Source organism: Phytobacter sp. RSE-02, from assembly GCF_040578655.1.
GTDB lineage: Bacteria > Pseudomonadota > Gammaproteobacteria > Enterobacterales > Enterobacteriaceae > Phytobacter > Phytobacter diazotrophicus.
Genome location: NZ_JBEULY010000040.1, coordinates 1 through 899, shown reverse-complemented (window position 1 = coordinate 899; position 899 = coordinate 1). Strand labels below are relative to the sequence as shown.

Annotated in this window: 1 rRNA gene; it reads left to right on the top strand. The window is 53.1% G+C overall.

Annotated elements, in window-relative coordinates:
* Window positions 1–899, top strand: a 23S ribosomal RNA gene (locus ABU190_RS27225); the annotation flags it as partial.

The window sequence follows — 899 nt, the reverse complement described above, 5'->3', positions numbered from 1 at the left end:
CTGAATCAGCTTGTGTGTTAGTGGAAGCGTCTGGAAAGTCGCGCGATACAGGGTGACAGCCCCGTACACGAAAGCACACAGGCTGTGAGCTCGATGAGTAGGGCGGGACACGTGGTATCCTGTCTGAATATGGGGGGACCATCCTCCAAGGCTAAATACTCCTGACTGACCGATAGTGAACCAGTACCGTGAGGGAAAGGCGAAAAGAACCCCGGCGAGGGGAGTGAAAAAGAACCTGAAACCGTGTACGTACAAGCAGTGGGAGCCTCTTAATGGGGTGACTGCGTACCTTTTGTATAATGGGTCAGCGACTTATATTCTGTAGCAAGGTTAACCGAATAGGGGAGCCGAAGGGAAACCGAGTCTTAACTGGGCGTTAAGTTGCAGGGTATAGACCCGAAACCCGGTGATCTAGCCATGGGCAGGTTGAAGGTTGGGTAACACTAACTGGAGGACCGAACCGACTAATGTTGAAAAATTAGCGGATGACTTGTGGCTGGGGGTGAAAGGCCAATCAAACCGGGAGATAGCTGGTTCTCCCCGAAAGCTATTTAGGTAGCGCCTCGTGAATTCATCTCCGGGGGTAGAGCACTGTTTCGGCTAGGGGGCCATCCCGGCTTACCAACCCGATGCAAACTACGAATACCGGAGAATGTTATCACGGGAGACACACGGCGGGTGCTAACGTCCGTCGTGAAGAGGGAAACAACCCAGACCGCCAGCTAAGGTCCCAAAGTCATGGTTAAGTGGGAAACGATGTGGGAAGGCACAGACAGCCAGGATGTTGGCTTAGAAGCAGCCATCATTTAAAGAAAGCGTAATAGCTCACTGGTCGAGTCGGCCTGCGCGGAAGATGTAACGGGGCTAAACCATGCACCGAAGCTGCGGCAGCGACACTA